Origin of the sequence: Bacillus sp. 22190, assembly GCF_052045575.1 — a bacterium.
In the GTDB taxonomy this organism is placed as follows: Bacteria; Bacillota; Bacilli; order Bacillales; family Bacillaceae; genus Bacillus; species Bacillus altitudinis.
In genome coordinates this window covers 241,793-261,048 of sequence record NZ_JBQEPF010000004.1, presented here as the reverse complement: position 1 = coordinate 261,048, position 19,256 = coordinate 241,793, and the positions used below count along the sequence as shown (strand labels likewise).

At 36.5% G+C, this 19,256-nt stretch carries 14 protein-coding genes and 1 other annotated feature; of the genes, 1 reads left to right on the top strand and 13 read right to left on the bottom strand.

Annotated elements, in window-relative coordinates; genetic code table 11:
• Nucleotides 1-10: 10 nt before the first annotated feature.
• The 3 genes from ACTJKA_RS07790 to ACTJKA_RS07780 all read right to left on the bottom strand — a co-directional run bounded on the left by ACTJKA_RS07790 (nt 11) and on the right by ACTJKA_RS07780 (nt 3,629).
• Nucleotides 11-928 (bottom strand): ABC transporter permease, encoded by a 918-nt coding sequence (locus ACTJKA_RS07790; RefSeq protein ID WP_171465179.1) that lies wholly within the window; start codon nt 926-928, stop codon nt 11-13.
• 3 nt (nt 929-931) lie between these two features.
• Complete coding sequence (locus ACTJKA_RS07785) at nt 932-1,876, bottom strand: ABC transporter permease (RefSeq protein ID WP_007499022.1); 945 nt, start codon at nt 1,874-1,876, stop codon at nt 932-934.
• A gap of 115 nt (nt 1,877-1,991) precedes the next feature.
• A complete protein-coding gene (locus ACTJKA_RS07780) occupies nt 1,992-3,629 on the bottom strand; it encodes a peptide ABC transporter substrate-binding protein (protein ID WP_265154060.1) in 1,638 nt (545 codons plus the stop codon).
• 482 nt (nt 3,630-4,111) lie between these two features.
• Nucleotides 4,112-4,330, top strand: a binding site (T-box leader).
• 53 nt (nt 4,331-4,383) lie between these two features.
• Here ACTJKA_RS07780 and trpS point away from each other — a divergent pair.
• Nucleotides 4,384-5,379, top strand: a complete 996-nt coding sequence (gene trpS / locus ACTJKA_RS07775) for a tryptophan--tRNA ligase (RefSeq protein WP_024425046.1) — start codon at nt 4,384-4,386, stop codon at nt 5,377-5,379.
• 35 nt (nt 5,380-5,414) lie between these two features.
• On the opposite strand, the gene ACTJKA_RS07770 is transcribed toward trpS, so the two are convergent.
• From ACTJKA_RS07770 to ACTJKA_RS07725, 10 genes are all read right to left on the bottom strand, one after another.
• Nucleotides 5,415-6,167 (bottom strand): YjbA family protein, encoded by a 753-nt coding sequence (locus tag ACTJKA_RS07770; RefSeq protein ID WP_025207150.1) that lies wholly within the window; start codon nt 6,165-6,167, stop codon nt 5,415-5,417.
• A gap of 672 nt (nt 6,168-6,839) precedes the next feature.
• Nucleotides 6,840-8,069, bottom strand: a complete 1,230-nt coding sequence (locus ACTJKA_RS07765; RefSeq protein WP_345912207.1) for an MFS transporter — start codon at nt 8,067-8,069, stop codon at nt 6,840-6,842.
• Nucleotides 8,069-9,913 carry a hypothetical protein gene (locus tag ACTJKA_RS07760; RefSeq protein WP_050827151.1) on the bottom strand — a complete coding sequence of 615 codons (1,845 nt, stop codon included), beginning with the start codon at nt 9,911-9,913 and terminating at the stop codon, nt 8,069-8,071. Before ACTJKA_RS07760 ends, ACTJKA_RS07765 begins: the two co-directional genes overlap by 1 nt.
• A 168-nt stretch (nt 9,914-10,081) precedes the next feature.
• Nucleotides 10,082-11,842, bottom strand: a complete 1,761-nt coding sequence (locus tag ACTJKA_RS07755) for a WD40 repeat domain-containing protein (RefSeq protein WP_268357498.1) — start codon at nt 11,840-11,842, stop codon at nt 10,082-10,084.
• On the bottom strand, nt 11,824-12,618 hold the full coding sequence (locus ACTJKA_RS07750; protein WP_050827149.1) for a GTP cyclohydrolase II: 795 nt from the start codon (nt 12,616-12,618) through the stop codon (nt 11,824-11,826). Before ACTJKA_RS07750 ends, ACTJKA_RS07755 begins: the two co-directional genes overlap by 19 nt.
• 144 nt (nt 12,619-12,762) lie before the next feature.
• On the bottom strand, nt 12,763-13,782 hold the full coding sequence (locus ACTJKA_RS07745; RefSeq protein WP_322536342.1) for a formylglycine-generating enzyme family protein: 1,020 nt from the start codon (nt 13,780-13,782) through the stop codon (nt 12,763-12,765).
• 646 nt (nt 13,783-14,428) lie between these two features.
• Nucleotides 14,429-15,325 (bottom strand): oligopeptide ABC transporter permease, encoded by an 897-nt coding sequence (opp4C, locus tag ACTJKA_RS07740; RefSeq protein ID WP_080987789.1) that lies wholly within the window; start codon nt 15,323-15,325, stop codon nt 14,429-14,431.
• Nucleotides 15,326-15,358: 33 nt separating this feature from the next.
• On the bottom strand, nt 15,359-16,309 hold the full coding sequence (locus tag ACTJKA_RS07735; protein WP_268357500.1) for an ABC transporter permease: 951 nt from the start codon (nt 16,307-16,309) through the stop codon (nt 15,359-15,361).
• A gap of 213 nt (nt 16,310-16,522) precedes the next feature.
• The gene (locus tag ACTJKA_RS07730; protein ID WP_268357501.1) at nt 16,523-18,157 is read right to left on the bottom strand and encodes a peptide-binding protein; all 1,635 of its coding nucleotides are present in this window, start codon (nt 18,155-18,157) and stop codon (nt 16,523-16,525) included.
• A gap of 85 nt (nt 18,158-18,242) precedes the next feature.
• Nucleotides 18,243-19,238: an ABC transporter ATP-binding protein gene (locus ACTJKA_RS07725; protein ID WP_035701027.1), complete on the bottom strand. Its 996-nt coding sequence runs from the start codon at nt 19,236-19,238 to the stop codon at nt 18,243-18,245.
• Nucleotides 19,239-19,256 lie beyond the last annotated feature (18 nt).

Below are 19,256 nucleotides of genomic sequence, written 5' to 3'. Positions count from 1 at the left end.
TAATCACTCCTTATTTACGCAACTTCGGATCTAAAGCGTCTCTTAGTCCGTCTCCAACCACGTTAAAACCAAACATTGTAATACAGATAAATGCGGCTGGGAACCATAATCTCCATGGATAATACATCATAGCTGGAATTCCATCAGACGCCATTGTCCCCCAGCTAGCTAATGGCTGAGGTACACCAAGCCCTAGGTAGCTCAAGAATGCCTCTGTGAAAATAGCAGAAGGAATGGTAAGTGTCATTGTGACCAGAATTGGTCCCATTGAGTTTGGAATTAAGTGTTTAAATAAAAGTCTAGATGTTTTTGCACCTAATGTTTGTGCAGCAAGAACGTATTCTTGACTCTTTAATTGTAAAACCTGTCCCCGAACAATACGTGCCATGTTTATCCAGCCTACGACGGTCATGGCAAGGATAATGGTTAATAATCCTTTTGGCAGAACAACCATCATTAAGATGACCATGAGAAGTGTTGGAATTGCCCATAAAACGTCAGCAATACGCATCATGACTTCATCTGTACGACCGCCTTTGAATGCAGCAATACTTCCCCAAATAATACCGATGATCACGTCAAGGACCGCAGCAGCAAGACCGATGAAGATCGAAATTCTTGCACCAACCCATGTACGGACAAACATGTCACGACCTAAATCATCTGTACCAAACCAGTGCTCTTTTGAAGGCGGCTGGTCAGCATTCAATAAATCAGTCGTCGAGTAATCATACTTAGAAAACCACGGAACTAAGATGGCGAGCATCACAATAATAAAAATGATTGTGAGTCCAACCATTGCAAGTTTGTTTGCACGGAAGCGAAGCATGGCATCCTTCCATAAAGATAGACTAGGTTTAGAAATTTTTTCAGAATCTGCTACGTCAGCTGTCGCAGGCACAAATAAATCTTTTCTCATCTCTTCCATGTGTTAGACCCCTTTCTTCGCCTTCGTCAGTTTAATTCTAGGATCAATAATACCGTAGAGGACGTCAACAACTAGAATACTGACTAATAGAATAATACTGTAGAAGACTGTGACACCCATGATGACGGTGTAATCACGGTTTGTAATGCTTGTAACAAAGTGAGAGCCTAGACCAGGGATACCAAAAATCTTCTCCACGACAAAACTACCTGTCAACACTGAAGCTGCCATTGGTCCCATGTATGTGATAACGGGTAACAATGCGTTTCGAATGGCGTGTTTGATCGTCACAGCTGATTTTGTTAATCCTTTTGCTCTAGCCGTTCTAATGTAGTCACTATTTAATACTTCAAGCATACTTGACCGTGCAAGTCTAGCGATAAATGCCATTGGCATGAAGGAAAGTGCAATAGAAGGTAGTACGGTGCTTGCCCAAGACTCCCATCCTGCAACTGGGAAGATCGCTAAAAAGCTTGCCTCAGATGCAAATACATATTGTAATAGCGCCGCTAAGATGAAACTTGGAACTGAGATTCCAAAGATCGTTAAAATGGCAATCGTATAGTCTTGCCACTTGTTATGATAGAGCGCTGCAAGGACCCCAAACAATACACCAAATGCTAATGCGAGGAGAATTGCCTCAATTCCGAGGGTAAAGGAAACGGGGAATCCAGAACTGATTAAATCATTAACAGTTTGTCCTTTATATTTAAATGAGGGACCAAAATCTAATTTTGCAACTGAACCTAGGTAGCTCACGTATTGAACAAATAAGGGTTTGTCCAACCCGTAGTGCTCGTTTAGGTTTGCTTCAATTTCAGCAGGAAGTTTCTTCTCTCCAGAGAATGGACCACCAGGTGCTGCCTGCATGAGAAAGAAAGTTGCAGTTACAATAACAAACAGTGTGATTAAAATATATATTAATCGCTTACCGATATATTTAAGCAACGGAATTGCACCTCCATGATTTTACAACAATTTCTCTAATCAGCAAGAAAGGTATATGGAGAGACATCCTCCATATACCTTAAGATCCTTGCCGTAGATCTCTACACTATAACTATTACTTTTCGAAATATGCCCATTTATATTGTGCATCACCCAGTCCAGATACAACTACACCTTTTAGTTTTGGATCTTGCACCCAAAGCTGAGTATAGAAGTATATTGGTGCGATAGGCATGTCATTGATAAGAATTTTTTCTGCTTTTTTCAGCATTTCTTCACGCTTCGTTTTGTCTGTTTCTTTCGCAGAATCATTCAATAATTGTTTGTACTCTTTGCTTTCCCATCCAGTGTCATTGTTTCCACCGTCTTTATCTTTATAGAGCTCAAGGAAGTTCACTGGATCGTTGAAGTCACCTAACCAGCCCATACGTCCAATTTGGTAATCTCCACTGTGAAGTTTATCGATATAAACGTTCCACTCAGAGTTATCAAGTTCTACTTTTAAACCTAAGTCTTTCTTCCACATTTCTTGAATTGCTTGTGCAATCTTTTGGTGAGCTTCATCTGTGTTGTAAGACAATTTCAATGTTGGAAGGTCAGAAACTGATTTATAACCTAATTCTTTTGCACCTTTTTCAAGAAGACTTTTTGCTGCCGTTACATCATGATCTTTAAAGTAGCCAGTTTTGTTGTCCTCAAAACCTTCCATTGTTGGAGGAACGATTGCCATAGCTGGAACTTGTTCACCTTGCGTAATTTTGTCAACAATCGCTTGACGATTAATCGAGTACGCAAGTGCCTTACGGATGTTTGCATTGTTTAAAGGTTTTACTTCAGTGTTAAATTTATAATTATAAACACCTGCAATCGTTTGAATCTTAAGATTGCCTTTATTTTTCAATGATTTTAGAGACTCAGTAGGAAGGTTACCAGTTGGAGAACCAGCCCAGTCAAGCTCGCCTTTTTCGAACATGCTAAGTTCAGTGTTTGTATCTTTGATCATAGACATGTTAATCTTTTTCAATTTCACAGTGTCTTTATCCCAGTATTCATTGTTCTTTTCAAGTGTGATAGAGCCGCCATGTTTCCATTTAGAAAGAACGAATGGTCCATTAGATACGTAGTTTTCACCAGCATTTGTGTACCAGTTTTTATTCTTTTCAGCCACTTTTTTGTTGATTGGCATATACGTATAGAATGCAGTTAGTTCAGTAAAAAACGGTGTTGGGTTCTCTAGCTCAACTACAAGCGTTTTATCGTCTTTTGCTTTAATGCCAACATCAGAAACTTTTGCTTCCCCTTTGTTAGCAGCTTCAGCACCTTTAATATAGTAAAGTTGATAAGCATATTGAGATTCATTTTTAGGATCTAATGCCCATTTCCAAGCATATTCGAAGTCTTGTGCTGTGACAGGGTCACCATTAGACCATTTTGCATCACGAAGTGTGAATGTGTAAGTTTTACCATCATCACTTGTTTTGATATCAGAAGCCATTGCGTTTTCTGGCTTACCTTCAGCGTTAATTCTTGTTAATCCCTCAAAAGTCTGACGGATGACACTTCCTGAAGTTGAATCATTTGCCAATCCCGGATGTAGAGAAAAAGGCTCAGTGGAGATATTCACATTTAATGTTGTTTTAGCCTCTCCAGAACTGCTCGTGCTGTCGCCTGATTTGTTTCCGCTGAAACCACAAGCGCTTAATACAAGTGTGAAAATAAGCATTAAAGTAACAACAGACCAACGCTTTTTCAACTGTATTCCCCCTTATAATATGTTTTTAGTTCAAAGGTCTCGATAGAAGATGAGATTCAGATTTAAGAAATAGCGTAAAAAAGTCCCTGAATAGCTTACTTTCTATTTCTTTTGTTTTTTCTGAATTTTCACTATGTAAAGAGCCTAGCACAAACGTGTGAACAAATTCATTATAATGAATAGAATAATTTATTGCAATATCAATTTCACATATTTTTAAAAAACGTAAATGGGGATAAAGATTGATTTTTATAAACTAAAGTCTCAATCACTTCAACAAATTAAAGCGTAAATTGATTAAAATAATTTAACAAATTCAGCAGAAATAATGTTTTATACATATAATTAATCATCCTTTTTTAAAAAATTCTGACAGATAGTTACTATTTTATCTAAAATTTTAAGTGTCAAACGACATGATGAGAAGGTCACAAATAGGCTTCGTGACTTTTTCATGGTCATCCTTTATAATAGATAGACATACTGTTGCGATGAAAAAGAAGAGTACATATTTTCACCATTTACAGAGAGTCTGCGGTTGGTGCAAGCAGATAATGGCATGTATGGAATGGGCTTTGGAGCAGCTAACCGAACACTTGACAGAGTCAGTAGGCTTAGACGGAGCAGTCTCCGATATCAACGTCTTGAGTGATTTCGTATTGAAATAACAAGGGTGGTACCACGGTTCATTCGTCCCTTTTCTGTTGAAAAGTGATGGGTGGGCCTTTTTATATTGAAGAAAAGAGGTTTTAGTATGACAAAAAAGACGATTTTCTCAGGCATACAGCCTAGCGGTTCTGTGACATTGGGGAACTACATTGGAGCGATGAAGCAATTTGTCGATCTTCAGCATGATTACAACGGCTACTTTTGTGTGGTCGATCAGCATGCCATTACGGTCAGTCAGGATCGTTTAGCCCTTCGACAAAATATTAGAAGCTTAGCCGCTCTTTATTTGGCAGTGGGACTTGATCCAGAGAAGGCAACATTGTTTATCCAATCAGAGGTACCTGCCCACGCCCAGGCAGGATGGATGCTGCAATGTGTCGCTTATATTGGAGAATTAGAAAGAATGACTCAATTTAAGGACAAATCTGCTGGTAAGGAAGCAGTCGTTTCAGGACTATTAACGTATCCGCCATTAATGGCTGGCGATATTTTGTTATACGGTACGGACTTAGTTCCTGTAGGAGAAGATCAAAAGCAGCATCTTGAATTAACGAGAACGCTTGCTGAACGCTTTAACCGAAAGTATAACGACATCTTTACTGTACCTGAAGTCAAAATTCCAAAAGAAGGCGCTCGGATTATGTCTTTAACAGACCCAACGAAAAAGATGAGCAAATCTGATCCGAACCAAAAATCTTTCATTACCTTATTAGATGAGCCAAAACAGCTTGAAAAGAAAATCAAAAGTGCTGTGACTGATTCAGAAGGCATCGTCAAATATGACAAAGAAAACAAACCTGGAATTGCCAACTTGCTGACGATCTATTCTGTATTAGGGAACATATCGATTGCAGAGCTTGAACAAAAATACGAAGGCAAAGGTTATGGTGAATTTAAGGGAGATCTTGCGAACGTGGTCGTGGATGCGTTAAAACCGATTCAAGATCGCTATTATGAACTCATTGAGTCAGATGAGCTTGATCGCATTTTAGATGAGGGTGCTGAAAAAGCAAACCGTGCGGCAAACAAAATGCTGAAAAAAATGGAGAATGCAATGGGTCTTGGCCGGAAACGCAAATAAAACAAGCTTGCAGCTTATTCAGCTGCAAGCTTTTTCTAATTCACTTTTGATTCGTTTTCCATTTCCCAAAGTTTTTCAAAAAATGGCTGTCCTTTAATCATTTTTTCACAAAAGGCTAAATGGTTTTCTGACCATCCATCAATGGTTTCGTTATAAAGCATGTTCCAAATTTCCTCGAAAGACATTCGTTTGATCTGGTTGTACATGCGCGGATTCCATTCTGTATACCAATAGGCAATTTCTGCTCGGTTTTGAAGCCCCTTTAGTTGATCTAGCGCCATAAACATCAGCTGCTTCAGCTGTCTTTCTTTTCTCGTTAATCCGCTGATATGCTGCGGTGGTAATGATAGGATGTGATATTCTTTCGTCGATTCAAGGCTGTCCGGCGTGAATTCATACTCCTCTGCCTTCACATCTTTCACCATTTCATATACCAATTGCTCCTGTCTTGGAATCAATCGGCTCTTTCTCACAGGGATGGAATAACCAATCGTATCCACAGCGATGATTCTAATCCCGTCCGTGACCACAAAGCAATACTCTAATTTACGGCGTTCATGATTTTTTCGAATATATGATTTCTCAAATACAGTCTCTAGCAGCGTCTTTGGCAGCTCTGATAGATCATTCTCTATGTAATCAAACAAAGGACTCTGCACCTTAAGTAAAGGCACTTGATCTAACAGCTCAACGCTGTCCTCCTTGCGCCACTCATGAAAATGACACACATTGTAGCCATTTTCTTCCCCTTCAAACCAATTCACCCATACGTCATGAAGAAATAACATAACCAATCCCTCACTTTATAAAAACTGTTGTCCACAGTATGGGCAAGGGATAGAGAAATTATTCCAACTTTATCAAAACTTCAAGCTGAGCGACAGGTGGTTTGCCTTTATTTTTTTCGCGGCAGTTAATAAGACGGAAAACACCAGAGATATCAGTAATCCATATGACACCAATATATTTAGAAAAAATACTGGCAATGCCAAGAATGAAGTTAGAGAACATTTGTAAGATGGGAATCGCATGACTCCTATAAGCATGTGGAGTAATGAGTAAGTCCCAGAAATAAACTGCTAATCGGCACATTTAAGAAGGCATTCATTAGACCGATAAAAAAACCAAAAGGTAGACTGACTGTAACCCAAACAGTGCTTCTAGAAACTCAACTGGTATGATAAACTTCATACCAAATCCCATAATGATTGTCGTTGTAATTAAAATACAACCTGGTTTTAATTTTCCAAGCAAGTAAGGAAAAAGCTTCAATCATCCTAAAATGAAAACCTAATACTTGAAACTCGTGCAGCAAGATGGAGTTGGATGTGTTTTAAAGTAAAGTCTGCTTTTTCTGATTTCAATGTTAATATTTATTTTAGCAAAATTAAAACACACAAAACAATTGATCAATTCATATAACCAATTTCCGTTAACGCTCCTCTTTCTAAAGTCAACTCTCAGACAGAAGTATACTTTTTTTCATTCTTGTAATTAAAGTTTTTCATACATAAATATGATGTGATGAATAGAGCAGCAAATACGATGATGAATAAAATAAGATATCCATATTGAGATTTTCCAGCTGGCACAACAGTTATAGTTAAAGTTCCAATTAAAGCAATCTGACCTAATAACTTACATGCATTAATTAATGAGTTGACACGTCCCATATATGCATTATCAACATGTTGGAACATATAACTTTTTCTAAATACTCTAATGGCAGCATTTGAATGACCCCAAAAAAAACTTGCTACAATAAATGTCACAGAGTGAGGGAAAAGAAAGATAACGACTGTTGAAATAGCAAATACGATCATAAACATAATGACACCTTGAATATGTGGAAGTCTCTTTGACATTTGATAGGCTACGAAACCAGCGCCAATTGCTCCGACTGCGTAAAAGATATTTGCAATACCAATTACTGAGGGACCTTCATTCAAAAATTGATAAATAAAAATTGGATCCAAATAATTTGCCACAATAATAACAATACTAGGCACAAAAGTCGTTAATAAAATTACGAACAAAACTTTCCGTTGAGTTAGGTATTGAAGTGAAGACCTAAAGTTAACCCAGTATGATACACTCTTCGTGGCATTGGTCTCCTCTTCTACCACACGACTTCGTTGATAAGGAAGTTTGTATATGATAATTGAAGCGGCAAGAAATGTCATGATATTCATAACCAATATAAGGGTGATGGATATTTGACCGATCATAAAAGCGGCTAAACTAGAGCTAATCATCAAAGCTGATTGCCCCTGAACTTCTAAACTACTATTGACTTTACTATACTCATCCTCTTTAAACATTTCTTGAGTTAAAGCTGATAACGTTGGGTATTTTATTGAATCATAAATTGTATTATATAGTGTTAATAAAACGACAAGAAAAATATTAAGGAAATTTGAAATATCAAAGAGGATGAGAAAAACAATCAGCATGAACGCACCTATTAATTCTAATTGCAGGAAGATAGCTTTCCGAGAGTGTCTATCAACCAAGCTTCCTAAAAAGGGCGAAGCAAAGAACACAAAAATCATCGTGACAATGGTTAAAATTCCATACAATACTGATTGATTCAATTGGTCTATCAGCAACCAAATGATTAAATAAGAAGTTACTCCGGTTCCCACAGTTGAAATCAGGTTAGCCGCTAATAGTAACCTTAACTTTCGCATTAAAAAATATATTCCTTTATTAATAGGAGTGATCCATCTTTATTGACTCGATAGCATTGTAAGAATCCATTATTTCCACCAATAATTAAATAATTCTCCCCATTTCCTCCCTTATAATGTTTAATTGCTTTTACATAGTCTGGCAACCTCTCAATTAAATAAACAATCTGATTATTTTCGTAATTATATACACCCATTTGGTGGCCATAAGAAGAAATTAAAATGTAATCATCTATTCTTATAGATTCTTCTCTTGTATTATAAAGCAAGTCACCTACCATTCTTTTGTTAATGTCATAGGTATCTTTATCAATTTCAATATAACCGAATCCACCACCTGTTAAAACTAGATACTGTCCCTCAAGTCGAATTCTTTTTGGATACCCTTTTAAATTGAGCGATTTATGACTTTCTTCAAATGTGACATAATCAATAAAGTGAAGAGAATCATTGGAAGTTCCTATTACAACATCTTCCCCATTAAATATAGAAGTAGTAACGGCCGCATCGAAATTTTTTCTTCTTAATAATCTACCATTATTTAAGTCTATTTCTTGCATTATTCCATTATCTAACCCTACCATTGCAACTTGTTTATTCGAGCAGCACGATATACTTTTAGGCAGATATTCTAAATTTGTACTCCATAGAACATAGCCATTTTCATCAAAGCTAAAAATTAAATTTTTTCTAGATAAAGCAACAAATCTTGAGCTGTTTACACGCACTAATTTAAATATTAAGCCAAAGTTATATACAAATTTCTCTTTTTCTCTTATTATAATATCTGAATCATTGACCTCCTCAACAACAAATTTAGTAATCCCTTTGCCATTTGGAGCATAGAATTCATCTGAACTTTCACCATTCACAAAATCCCAATAGCAAACATAATCAAAATCCAACTTTTCTAATTCATTTCCATATTTATCAACAATCAGCATTTCTCCAGATTGTAAAAGAACTAATATTCTATCATCATTCAGCATGAGACCATATGAAATCTGGTGATTAAATGGACCCAAGGTTCGCTTAAGTTTAAGACTAGGGGTCATATTATCAAATACATAAATTTTCCCATCAAATCCTCCAGTGTAAATTTCAGTGAAGTGTTTGTCAAAGAAAATAAATTCAACATCATCTGTTGTGAATGGGTGACTTGTAAACGTGAGTGATTCGGGATCAATGATTGCAAGACCTGACTCAATACCATATGAATTTTCCAAACCATAATCTTGTGTAGCGATGTAACGGTTATTCTTAGGATCATACCTAACTACATGTACACTTCCCTCATCAACTTTAATTTTTCTGTTAAATTCAAGCTTACTTAAATCACCGAAAAACAAATTTCCTTCCTTATCTGTAATAATTTGTTCAATATCATTTTCTACATTAAAATAATCAATGAATGTCTTTTCATTACTAGGGTGTTCAATTATCTCCTCAACAACCAATGATTCTTTATTTAATTTCATAATTTGCCCAAAACCATTAGTTGTATATAGAAACTCTCCGAACACTCGAATACCTCTCGCATTTGAAGGTGACGGCTCTTCATTTTGTAATATTTTTTCTGATAATGCATAATGTTCAGTATGTAGTGTCTGTAATTTTTTTAAGGTTTCAATACAGTATTTACTTAAGACTCCAAAGTAATCACGAGTATAAATATAATCGTCCGTTGCAGTAAGACAATAAACCTTCGTATTAATTAGCGGTGCTGCTGAACTTTTAACAACTTCTAATTTATCATTTAAACGGTGTAGTACACCTTGCGTATCAACAGTGATAATATAATTTTTACTAGCTACATAATCAACCCTAAGTGGTCTAATTAACATTTTTTCTCCTCCTTTTTATATTAAAATTAAGTAGGGATACTTTTTTATATCCCTACCCAAACCTATAATTATTTACGTGTGTTTACTGAGCTGCGGATTGGTTGAACTTTAATTTTACGACCCATTTCTCTCACCTCCTCTAAATAAGAATGAAAATAAATTTATATCTCATTTTAAAACATGATAATTTTCAGATTGATCAAATAATCTTATAAATTCTGAATTTTCACCACTTTTATTCACTGAATATACTCCTCCATCATAAGATCCAGCAAGAACTTCTTCACCTAATTTCTCCATATAACTTATTCCATTATTCGCTACTTTAAATATGTTTTTCTTGTCATCATTTAAATCCCATACACTAATATATCCCCAATAATCACCTGCAAATAATACTCCTGAAGCATTAAAGCATACTGTTTTAACTGAGTAGTTATGCATATTGTGAAGACCTTTTAAAGATCCGTTTGATGCATCATAAATTCTTACAATTCTGTCTCTACTAACTGTTGCAAGTAAATTTTTCTTTTCATTATATGAAAGATCATTTATGACAAATGACGAACCAACTAAACGAATACATTCTGATATATTTTTTCGATTAAAAATATGCACTTCCCCACCTGAAGAACCCGTAGCAATAAATTCTCTTTCTACTACCATTCCTTTAATGGCCCCATTATGTGCACGAAACTGATCAACGATGCTGAAATCGTAAAGGTTTATTTCAAATACATTCCCACTATATGAACCTATAAAAAACGAGTGATGTTCTCTATCATAAACAATTGAATTAAGTGGCCCAGATGAAAAATCAATTGATTTAATCATTGTCTTCAGTTCAGCATCTACCAAATGCAAATATCCTTTATGATCTCCCCAAGCTATTATAGAACCATCATTCGTCATACCTACGGCGTTATTCAAAACATGATTTACCGACATAATCTTTTCTCCATTTAGTCTAAACACACCATCATCTGAAGCAGTAGCGACATTTCCATTTTCACTAACAGCTATATCGTTTATGGAAGGGGTTGCACATGTTATGTTATTGTCAATTAGTTGATTTTTTTCCCACTCCCATTCACAAAACTTATATCCAAATGTACAACCATATACGTTTTTTTCATCCTTACTAAAAGCAAACCCTACTTCCCACTGATATTTGTATTGAGGTAATGATGAAAGCCTTTTGAAATTCCGATCCCAAATAAAAATTTGATGATCGTATGCAGCAGTTAATACGTAATTTCCAGATGGAGATATCTCTATAGTCTTAACACCGATTTTATGACCTTTTAATGTTTTCATTTTTGTATGTTTTAGAGCATCATATACATCTATATCACCATTATCTAACCCTATTAATAAAATCCCTCTATTTATATCTCCATTAATGGTATCTATGTCACAAGTATATGGACCTAAATTATCTAGCACTTCCCCAGTAATTAAATTCCACACCAAAACATTCCCGTTATTATCACAGGAAAAAACTTTATTGTTAAATGTCCATACAGATTTGACACTGCTTTTATGTTCATTAAATTCACGAATAATATTACCGTTTTCAACATTCCACACTAAAACTCTGCCATCATGTTGTAAGGATGTAGATATAATATATTGATCGTCCTCTGCGAAAATTACATATTCGATGTCGTCAGTATGACCTAAAAAAGTTTTTATTACCGATTCAGTCTTAGTATCAATCAATTTCATAGAATAATCAGAAGAGGATGTGAGTAAATATCCTCCATCTTTACTTAGTGTTAATCCTCCGACTAAATGCTCATGTTCAGTAAGAAGATATGAGGATCCGCTATTTAAATCCCATTTGTAAACTCTTTTATCATAGCCGCCAGTGTATGCATACTTCCCTGTTTGGTCAATTACTATTGCTCTTAATGGCCCTGTATGCATTTTTCATCCTCCTTTACTAATTTAAAAGAATGATTCATATCATTTACCTTTGTCTCTAAATATTTAATGTTAAATTGATTAACTTCACCAATCACATTTTCACAGCTCTCTATCGCAATTCCACTTTGTTTCAAATTATTTATTTTATCAGGATTATTCGTTAGTAGAATGATTGGCTTATTTCTTAATGTTTTTAATAAATAGGAAGCTTCTTCATAATCTCTACATTCTACTTTATACCCCAGCAACAAATTAGCTTCTAACGTGGTATAACCTTTCTGCTGTAAAACATAGGTCATTGATTTACTAAATAGACCTATCCCTCTTCCTTCATGATTTGATAAATAAAATAATGCACCTGTTCCAGCTTGATAAATTTTTTGTAGTGACAGTTTTAACTGAATTCCACAGTCACATTTTTCACTTCCAAAAATATCTCCAGTGTGACAGATACTGTGTAATCTAACTTTTGCCATTTCTGAGTTTTCAAAGTCTCCGTATATCAAAACAGTGCTTTGTTGAGATTCGTTTTGAGATAGGCTCGGTAATTTTTCCAGCGTTTTTTTTAAGGACCATTTTTCATTATGTACAAACCAGGTATACCAATTAAAAATAATAATTTCTCCATTTAAATTAATAGGCAATTCAATAGGCCCGAAAAAGTACATATATTTCTTTTTATAGGGTATGATTTTTAATTTTTGGGCAAGTAACTTATAATCATCCAGTTTAAGTTGCAATTTTGTTCTCCTCACTTTATTTTTTGTAAATCCCATTTATAGAAGCATTTTCACTACTATTGCGATGAAAAGTACACCCTTAAAAATAAGCATTGGGCTAAAAACAACCTGTGCTCACTAATCTAACCCTCCACGATATTGCATATTAAGTTGTTTCCTATTGAATTATTTTATTGACGTCTAAGTCCTTAATAAAGAATCCAATTCAGATAATGAGGGTTTTCTTACTTTTAATTGACCTCCAACATCTCCTTCAAATTGAACCAAAATTTCTGAACCTGGATTGGAAAAACCTTTGAATAATTTTATTTCATTGGATTGACATGTTTGAATGTCCAAATAAGCTTTTTTATTTAAATCTATATCAACGATCAAGTTTTGCTGGTCTAACTTTGAAGTTCTTGCTAATATAAAATCACCTTCATTAACTTCCGAATATTCAGAATATATATCATTTTGAAATATATTAACCTCTTTCCTTTTTACAATTCTGAATCCTCTAAATACACTGGGAATATTTCCGTGTCTTCTTGAACATCTAGCTAAATCTACTCCATGTTCACACGTCCCACCTCTCAAAATATGGTAATTTAATGATTTAGAATATTTTAAGGGCGAACCTAAATAAGGTCGATTGTAACTTCTAGTCCACTCTTCTATATTTCCAGAAAGATCATAGACCCCATAGGGAGATCTATTTTCCTTTATGTTCTTTACTGGGATAGGCAAAGAATTGTATTGACCTTTTATATTAACATTCTCAATTATCTCATCGCCCCATGGAAATTCTCTATCATCCCAACTTCCTCTAGCGGCTTTTTCCCACTCGGGTTCAGTTGGAAGATCTATACACTCTCCCAAGGTTTCTGAAGCCCAGTAACAAAACATCAACGCATCTTCAAAATTAATGTGATATGCTGGGAAATCTAAATCGTTATTATTAATATGTTTTTTTATGACTAAGGGCATTTGCACATGTGGATTATTTTGATAAAATTCTTTCATCATTCCAATCGTAACTGGAGTTTCAGAAATCCAATAATCATTTAAATATACTTTTTTCTGAGGGACTTCTTTTAATAACCATTCAAGCGGAACATTATAATTATTTACCATGTTTATAAACTTTTCTTTGTTCCACTCTGTTCCAAAATGAAATTCGCCTGCTTCTATATACTTGAATTTTAAGTTTTTGATCATACCAAAATTTCTCACCTCTCTATACTTAATAAAATGAATCACACAAATTATTTTTTTCTAAATAGGGATTGTTTTCAAGAAAAAAGTCATTGATTGGGAGATATTAATAATGAATTAGAGAAATAAATGTGATATAAATTGCAGAAATACGAAGATAAAATGTTGTGTTACTCTTTGAGGAAAGTAATGTGCTACTTATTATGGGTAGATTATAAAGAATATCTATATATTACTAAACCATATTATTCATTTTAAGTAAATAATTAGATATTATATTTTTTGGTTTTTATATATTTTTTTCTTATGCAAATTAATTTAGTATAATCTTCCTTCATCTCTATATCTAAATTAATGCCATTAGAATTAGAAATACTAAAAAAATCGATCATAAACTCCATCTCCTCCGTAATTGACTGCCTGTTACAATAAAGGACAGCTTTTCAGCCCTTAAATAGGTCAAAAAAACTATTGAAACGAAAAAACAATATCTTAGCAACAGGAAAAGGAGTTTACCAAACCTTCAATCATTAAATAATCCAAACTCTATCAATTACTTTTCTTGTACCTATATACTTCTAAATATCAAGTGGGAATGAACCATATAATCAGGCTATTGAGATCTTTCTACAGCCTGATTATGACTCGTTCATATCCTCTTAGGATCAAATGAATCTCTTAAGCCATCTCCTAAAAAGTTAAAGCAAAGAACCGTTATTAAAATAAAGAGACCTGGGAAAAGCGGATACCACCAAGCTTGCACCATAATCGAGAAATTTTGTGCATCTTGCAGCATGTTGCCCCAGCTTGCCGTTGGCGGCTGAATACCAAAGCCAAGATAGCTGAGCGTTGATTCAGCTAAAATCACGGAGCCTACTTTTAATGTAGCCGATACAATAATAGGACCGATACAGTTCGGTAAAATATGCGAAAAGATGATGACATGATTTTTCGTTCCAATGGTTCTCGCCGCGAGTACGAACTCTCTTGTTCGAAGTGATAAGAATTCACTGCGGATGAGCCTGGCCGTTGTTGTCCAGCCGGTCAAAGCAAAGATTAAAATCAATTTATCAACGCCCGGCTTGAAAATGGTGACGAGCGTGATCAATAGAAAAATGTCTGGAATCGACAACACGACATCCACAAACCTCATTAACAAGGAATCAACAAATCCTTTGAAATACCCCGCGACCGCGCCAACGACAGTGCCAATGGTGATTGCACCGACCACTGAGACGAAACCGACCAATAAAGAGACCCGCGCGCCATATAGCACCCTTGAGAAAATATCGCGTCCAAACTTGTCAGTGCCCATAAAATGCTCAGCACTTGGCGGCTGAAGCCGCTTCAATAAATCTTGCTGCTCTGGTGCATATGGAGCGATCACTGGAGCGAAAATGGCAGAAAAGATAATGATCAATAAGATCACGGAGCCGGCAACCGCCAATTTATTTTTGAAAAATTTCTCGCAAAATAAACGCAGCATCGTCTCTGGCTTTGGCGGAAGGCCCTCCTTTAATTTGATATCAACAGGAGGTGTTCCCATATTAGGCTGTGCCAATTGTGCTTCAGCTCCCTTCTAATATTCAATACGCGGATCAACGATTGCATATAAAATATCCGCTATTAAATTTCCAACCACCACAAGCACTGCGGAAATAACGGTCATTGCCATAATGACCGGATAATCTCTCGAAAAGGCAGAATCAATGAACAGCTTTCCAAGTCCAGGCCATGTGAAGATTTGTTCCACCACGACTGCGCCGCCAATAAAGGATGGTATCATCAATCCGAAAATCGTTATGACAGGCATAAGACCGTTTCTTAAACCATGCTTAAAAATGACTTTGTTTTCTCTAAAGCCTTTCGCTCTTGCTGTGCGAATGTAATCCTGCCTCATGACATCAAGCATACTCGACCTTGTGTACCGGGTCAGCCCAGCCATATCAGCCGTTGCTAAAACAAAGGCTGGTAAAATGATGTGATGGAGTCGGTCAAATAGATTAAAATCTGCATTTAAGGTAGAGACACCCCCGGTCGGAAACCATCCTAAATTCACTGATAACACCATAATAAGGATCAAACCAAACCAGAAATTCGGAATAGCCAGTCCGATAAATGATGTAACCGTAATACCATAGTCAAGTTTTGTATACGGACGTTTTGCTGAAAGAACACCAAATGGGATAGCAATCAGCAGGGCAACTAATGTAGAAAAGATCATGAGGATGAGGGTATTTGGCAGCCGGGCAAAAATCAAATCAGCCACGGGCGTTCCCTTTTTGACAATGGATGTGCCAAAGTCACCTTGAAGCATATTGCCAAGCCATTTCATATATTGCACATATTCAGGATCGTTCAAGCCGTACTTATCAATAAAGGCTTCCCGATCTGCCGCACTAATGGTAGGGTCCATCATGAGTGACATCGGATCGCCTGGTGCTGCTTTCATAATGGCAAAGGACAAAATGGTAATCCCCAATAAGATGGGAATCGACAGCAATGTCCTTCTAATGATATATGTAACCATATGCACAACTCCTTTTTCATCGGATCACCATTCTGTGAAAAAAGGCTAAAATGATGTTATTTTAGCCCTATTTTTCTTCTCAGCGTGATATGACGAGTACTTGCTCGGAGCGAATGAAATATTCGTGAGCACCAGCACACAGGACAGACGCCGAATGCGAGGGTTTGTCTTCACGCTGAAAGGGGAGAAACTCCCCCCTTCTTCACAATGGGTCTACTTTTCAATCCACCACTTTTCGATTTTGTAATACTCATCTTTCGGATGATAAGAGTAGCCTTGTAGGTTAGCTGGCATAGCTCGATGTGAGTTGGCATAATAAAGGAATGTGTATGGCTGATCTTCTGCAATTAGTTCATAAATTTTTTCATACGCCTTTGTATAATCTTTTCGATCGCTTAAATTTTTAGCATCTACGAGCAGCTGATCAACTTCATTGTTTTTATACCAAACTTTGTTTAAACCTTTTTCAGACTGACTTGAGTGAAAGATGCTATATTGATCAGGGAAAGTAGCTAGGCTCCACCCTAGAAGTAAAGCGTCATAGTCCCATTTTGGTGGAGATGTCTGTTCGATTAACGCACTGAATTCTACAATTTGCGGCTTCGCTTCTACACCAATTTCCTTAAGTTGCTGCTGTACAACGACAGCGATATCTTCACGAACTTTATTTCCTTGGTTGGTCTTTAATACAAAGGAGAATTTCTTACCATTCTTATCAAGATAGCCATCTCCATCTGTATCCTTCCAGCCCTCTTCTTTTAGCATCTTTTTCGCTTTTTCTTGATCAAATTCAAACACTGGGAATTTTTCATTCTTCGGGTAATTCCAAGACAGTGGGCTTTCTGGTATGTTCGCTACTTTGCCGTCTCCATCTAACACTTGATCAACAATCGTTTGACGATCAATGGCATGGGTAAGCGCTTGGCGGACCTTTTTACTTTTAAAGAGATCGTTTTTCTGATTCCAGCCAATAAAAGAATAATTCAGGCCTAAATCGGACTCGATTTTGATGTTATTTATTTTTTCAGCTGTTTGCAGCTCCGCTCCCGGTACAGCAAAGAAATCAATATCACCTGCGGATAGCTGGGCCATGGCTGCATTTTGATCAGGAATCGTTTTAATGGTGACTGTATCAAGGTATGGACGCCCATCCCAATAATCATCAAAAGCTTCTAGTTTGACATAGTCCCCTTCTTTCCACTCGGCAAATTTAAATGGGCCGGAGCCGATTGGATTTTTTCGGTTAAATTCATTTTCACCAAGATCCTTTATAGGGACATCACCTAAAATATGCTTTGGTAAAATGCCATAGCTTCCTAGCGTGACATTATAAAAATATGGATCTTTTTTATTCAGCTTAAATTCGACCGAATAGTCCCCTGTTTTTTTGACAGACTCTAATACTTCAAAGCCTGATCCACGCTCACCATTGTAATCCTTATTGATCGGAATGCTGTATGTAAACACAACATCATCAGCAGTCAGTTCTTCTCCATCATGAAACTTCACGCCTTTTCTAATGGTCACATCAAACTGTTTGCCGTCATCGGATTCTTTAATATCTTCTGCCAACGCCAGCTGTGGGTTTAGCTTTCCATCTGTTTGTAGTAAAAAGCTATAGATTCTTTCTTCAATATCAGAACTTGCTACGTCTGTTGAGTAAAGTGAGTTAAATAATGTAGGCTCTGCAATCGAACCAATGACAAGATCGCCGCCTTGTATAGGTTTACCTGTGGATTTCTTTTCACTGTCTCCAGACGTTTTATTTCCACCAGAACAAGCAGCAAGGATCAATGTAAAGATCAGCAGCAAACTGACCAAAATGGACTTTCTCTTTCTATCTTTCATAGACAATTCCCCCTATCTTTTTTAAAAAATGATGACAGAAGCCCGTTTTATCCCCCCTCTCAAAGATGAGATCATACAAACATGATCAAGCGTCGTAGAGGTGGCAGGCCACAAAGTGGTTCGTTTTTAATTCTTGAAATTGTGGTACTTTTTCTTTACAGACTTCTTTCGCATGTGGACATCTTGTATGAAACACACAGCCTTTAGGCGGGTTTGCAGGGCTTGGTAAATCCCCTTGCAGCATAATCCGTTCCCTTTTCATATGACCTTTTTTACGGGTGACTGGAACGGAAGATAAAAGTGCCTGTGTATACGGATGAAGCGGATCATCGTACAGGCTATGCTTATCCGCCAGTTCCATCATTTTCCCAAGATACATGACGCCCACTCGATCACTAATGTGGCGTACCACACTGAGATCGTGAGAGATAAAGAGATAGGTGAGGTCAAACTCTTCTTGAAGCTCTTCCATCAAATTGATGACCTGCGCCTGAATGGAGACGTCAAGCGCTGAAACAGGCTCATCTGCTATGATCATTTCAGGATTCATGGCAAGTGCACGAGCGATACCGATCCGTTGCCTTTGTCCACCGGAAAATTCGTGCGGGTATCGATTCGCAAAACTTGGGTGAAGGCCGACTTTGGATAAAAGCTGTTCTACTTTTTCATTTCTTTCTTTTAAGGAATATAAGTGATGTGTTTTGTAGGGTTCTTTGATGATACTTCGAAGTGTTTTTCTAGGGTTGAGTGATGCAAAGGGATCTTGAAAAACCATTTGGATGTTTTTCCTTGTTGATTGTCTTAGTTTTGATTCAGATACATGAGAGATATCTTGCCCTTTAAATAGAATTTGTCCTTCTGTTGGTTCATATAAACGAATCATCGTCCGCCCTAATGTGGATTTACCGCATCCAGACTCTCCAACGATGCCTAACGTTTCGCCTTTATAAATGTTTAAGTCGATGCCGTCAACCGCTTTGACTGCTCCTACTTTCTTTTGCAGCACCCCAGCTTTAATCGGAAAGTGTTTTCGTATATTTTTTAATTCCAGGATGGTTTCTTTCTCAGATCGATCTGTCATGTATGGTTGATTTTCAGC

Bases quoted from the DNA above. Each gene is read 5' to 3' on its own strand.
- ACTJKA_RS07790 (WP_171465179.1), bottom strand. From the start codon at position 928: ATGGAAGAGATGAGAAAAGATTTATTTGTGCCTGCGACAGCTGACGTA.
- trpS (WP_024425046.1), top strand. From the start codon at position 4,384: ATGACAAAAAAGACGATTTTCTCAGGCATACAGCCTAGCGGTTCTGTG.
- ACTJKA_RS07770 (WP_025207150.1), bottom strand. From the start codon at position 6,167: ATGTTATTTCTTCATGACGTATGGGTGAATTGGTTTGAAGGGGAAGAA.
- ACTJKA_RS07765 (WP_345912207.1), bottom strand. From the start codon at position 8,069: ATGCGAAAGTTAAGGTTACTATTAGCGGCTAACCTGATTTCAACTGTG.
- ACTJKA_RS07760 (WP_050827151.1), bottom strand. From the start codon at position 9,913: ATGTTAATTAGACCACTTAGGGTTGATTATGTAGCTAGTAAAAATTAT.
- ACTJKA_RS07755 (WP_268357498.1), bottom strand. From the start codon at position 11,842: ATGCATACAGGGCCATTAAGAGCAATAGTAATTGACCAAACAGGGAAG.
- ACTJKA_RS07750 (WP_050827149.1), bottom strand. From the start codon at position 12,618: ATGGGATTTACAAAAAATAAAGTGAGGAGAACAAAATTGCAACTTAAA.
- ACTJKA_RS07745 (WP_322536342.1), bottom strand. From the start codon at position 13,782: ATGATCAAAAACTTAAAATTCAAGTATATAGAAGCAGGCGAATTTCAT.
- opp4C (WP_080987789.1), bottom strand. From the start codon at position 15,325: ATGGGAACACCTCCTGTTGATATCAAATTAAAGGAGGGCCTTCCGCCA.
- ACTJKA_RS07735 (WP_268357500.1), bottom strand. From the start codon at position 16,309: ATGGTTACATATATCATTAGAAGGACATTGCTGTCGATTCCCATCTTA.
- ACTJKA_RS07730 (WP_268357501.1), bottom strand. From the start codon at position 18,157: ATGAAAGATAGAAAGAGAAAGTCCATTTTGGTCAGTTTGCTGCTGATC.
- ACTJKA_RS07725 (WP_035701027.1), bottom strand. From the start codon at position 19,238: ATGACAGATCGATCTGAGAAAGAAACCATCCTGGAATTAAAAAATATA.